Source organism: Streptomyces flavofungini, assembly GCF_041028215.1.
GTDB lineage: Bacteria > Actinomycetota > Actinomycetes > Streptomycetales > Streptomycetaceae > Streptomyces > Streptomyces flavofungini_B.
Genome location: NZ_JASKYR010000898.1, coordinates 1 through 2792 on the forward strand (window position 1 = coordinate 1; position 2792 = coordinate 2792).

The 2792-nt window shown below is 72.6% G+C and carries 4 protein-coding genes; all 4 read left to right on the forward strand.

The annotated features are described in order from the left end of the window. Positions 1-239 precede the first annotated feature (239 nt). The 4 genes from AB8Z36_RS36190 (at position 240) to AB8Z36_RS36205 (ending at position 2779) form a co-directional block, all read left to right on the forward strand. On the forward strand, positions 240-1385 hold the full coding sequence (locus AB8Z36_RS36190; protein WP_369217634.1) for a GAF domain-containing sensor histidine kinase: 1146 nt from the start codon (positions 240-242) through the stop codon (positions 1383-1385). Next, positions 1378-2040: a response regulator gene (locus tag AB8Z36_RS36195; RefSeq protein ID WP_369217635.1), complete on the forward strand. Its 663-nt coding sequence runs from the start codon at positions 1378-1380 to the stop codon at positions 2038-2040. Before AB8Z36_RS36190 ends, AB8Z36_RS36195 begins: the two co-directional genes overlap by 8 nt. 171 nt (positions 2041-2211) lie before the next feature. Beyond that, on the forward strand, positions 2212-2460 hold the full coding sequence (locus AB8Z36_RS36200; protein ID WP_369217636.1) for a chaplin: 249 nt from the start codon (positions 2212-2214) through the stop codon (positions 2458-2460). 70 nt (positions 2461-2530) lie between these two features. Further along, the gene (locus AB8Z36_RS36205; protein WP_369217637.1) at positions 2531-2779 is read left to right on the forward strand and encodes a chaplin; all 249 of its coding nucleotides are present in this window, start codon (positions 2531-2533) and stop codon (positions 2777-2779) included. Positions 2780-2792 lie beyond the last annotated feature (13 nt).

Genomic DNA, 2792 nt, shown 5'->3' on the forward strand with positions numbered 1-2792 from the left:
CCCGTGATGATCGCCACCGGCATGACATCCGTCCCCTCAGAACCCGCGCCCGCATCCGGGGGCGCCCAGCAGATGCCSTCACCGTAGGAACGGCCACCCCACCGCCACCTCCGGCGCGGGACGCAACCGCGAGGGGCCCTTCGTCCTGGTCCCGGCCCTGCGACCTAGGCCCCCGGCCCTAGGCGGCGGCCTCCACTGGGCGGATACGCTCTGTCACACCCCGCCGGTACGGTGAGGCCATGAGTCAAGGTCCCCCCTCCGGTCTGCACGCGGTGAGCTCCGCGCTGCTCGCCATGAGCAGGCATTTGGAGGTGCGCGACGTCCTCAAGACGATCGTCGCCTCCGCCCGCGAGCTGCTCGATGCGGAGTACGCGGCGCTCGGGGTCCCCGACGACCACGGAGGCTTCGCCCAGTTCGTCGTGGACGGCGTGAGCGACGAGCAGTGGAAGGCCATCGGACCGCTGCCCCGGCAGCACGGCATCCTCGCCGCCATGCTCCAGAAGGCCGAGCCGGAGCGCCTCGCCGATGTGCGCGAGGACCCCCGCTTCGAGGGCTGGCCCGACGCCCACCCGGACATGTCCGACTTCCTCGGCCTCCCGATCCGCTACGGGGACGAGACGCTCGGCGCCCTCTTCCTCGCCAACAAGCGGTGCCCCAGGATCGAGGGCAGATGCGGCTTCACCCCGGACGACGAGGAGCTGCTCACCCTCCTCGCCCAGCACGCCGCGATCGCCCTGACCAACGCCCGGCTGTACGAGCGCAGCCGCGAGCTCACCATCGCCGAGGAGCGCTCCCGCCTCGCCCACGAGCTGCACGACGCCGTCAGCCAGAAGCTCTTCTCGCTGCGCCTGACGGCCCAGGCCGCCGCGGCCCTGGTGGACCGCGACCCCTCCCGCGCCAAGGGCGAGCTCCAGCAGGTCGCGGCGCTCGCCGCGGAGGCCGCGGACGAGCTGCGGGCCGCCGTCGTGGAGCTGCGCCCCGCCGCCCTCGACGAGGACGGCCTGGTCGCCACCCTGCGCACCCACAGCCAGGTCCTCCATCGCGCGCACTCCGCCCGCGTCACCTTCGACAGCAAGGGCGTGCGGGCCCTGCCCGCGGCGCAGGAGGAGGCCATGCTGCGGGTCGCCCAGGAGGCTCTGCACAACGCCCTGCGCCACTCGGGGGCGGAGTGCGTCGCGGTGACCCTGGACAGACGCGGCGCGGGAGCTGTCCTGCGCGTCACCGACGACGGCACGGGTTTCGACCCACAGGTCATACGGAGCGCGGGACGGCACCTGGGCCTGGTGTCCATGCGTGACCGCGCGAGCGGGGTCGGCGGACGGCTGACCGTGGAATCGGCGCCCGGCAAGGGCACGACGATCGAGATGGAGGTCCCCGGTGGCTGACGCGGTGCGCGAGGCGAGGACGAGGATCCAGGTGCTGCTGGTCGACGACCACCAAGTGGTCCGCCGGGGCCTTCGGACGTTCCTGGAGATCCAGGACGACATCGAGGTCGTGGGCGAGGCGTCGGACGGCGCCGAGGGCGTCGCACTGGCCGAGGAGCTGAAGCCGGACGTCGTCCTGATGGACGTGAAGATGCCCGGCATGGACGGCGTCGAGGCGCTGCGCAGGCTGCGCGAGCTCGCCAACCCCGCGCGCGTGCTCATCGTCACCAGCTTCACCGAGCAGCGCACGGTCGTCCCTGCCCTGCGCGCGGGCGCCGCCGGGTACGTCTACAAGGACGTGGACCCGGACGCGCTCGCGGGCGCCATCCGCTCGGTGCACGCGGGACACGTCCTGCTCCAGCCGGAGGTGGCGGGCGCCCTGCTCTCCCAGGAGGAGGCGAACGGCGGCCAGGGCCGGGGCGGCTCACTGACCGAGCGCGAGCGCGAGGTGCTCGGCCTCATCGCCGACGGGCGCTCCAACCGCGAGATCGCCCGCGCCCTCGTCCTCTCCGAGAAGACCGTCAAGACGCACGTGTCGAACATCCTGATGAAGCTGGACCTCGCCGACCGGACCCAGGCCGCCCTGTGGGCCGTCAGACATGGCGTGGCGGGCTGATCCCGCAGGTCCGGCACCCGACGCCGGACCACACCCGGCAGTTGCACTACGGGATGAGATTCATACCGTCGTGTGGATGTCCCCCATATGGCGCAACCACTCCGGCGCCGGGGCGTTCTCCAGGGCGTGCTGCGGCGGCCGGCCGCAGCCTCTGTCCAGGAGGAACCCGAAGTGAAGAACCTGAAGAAGGCCGCCGCCGTGACGATGGTGGCGGGCGGCCTGCTCGCGGCCGGCGCCGGCATGGCCTCCGCGACGCACGGCGGCGCCCAGGCCGACGGAGTGGCCACCAAGTCCCCGGGCGTCGGCTCGGGCAACCTGGTCCAGGTCCCGGTGCACATCCCGGTCAACGCCTGCGGCAACACCGTCTCGGTCATCGGCGCCCTGAACCCCGCGTTCGGGAACTTCTGCGTCAACGTCTGAGCGCACCGCGCGATCCCCCTTCCGACCTCGTAGCCGGGGTCGCCCATGCCTTGCAGGAGGAGCACCACCCATGAACAGCATCGCCAAGAAGGCCGCCCTCGCCGTCGTCACCGCCGGCCTCGCCGCGGGTGCCTCCGCCGGAGCCGCCTCCGCGACCCCGGGCGCCGACGCCCAGGGCGTGGCCACCAAGTCCCCGGGCGTCGGCTCGGGCAACCTGGTCCAGGTCCCGGTGCACATCCCGGTCAACGCCACCGGCAACAACGTCAGCGTCATCGGCGTCCTCAACCCGGTGTTCGGCAACGCCACGGTGAACCACTGACCGCGTGGACCAC

Coding starts and splice junctions, on each gene's coding strand:
- AB8Z36_RS36190 (WP_369217634.1), top strand. CDS start 240: ATGAGTCAAGGTCCCCCCTCCGGTCTGCACGCGGTGAGCTCCGCGCTG.
- AB8Z36_RS36205 (WP_369217637.1), top strand. CDS start 2,531: ATGAACAGCATCGCCAAGAAGGCCGCCCTCGCCGTCGTCACCGCCGGC.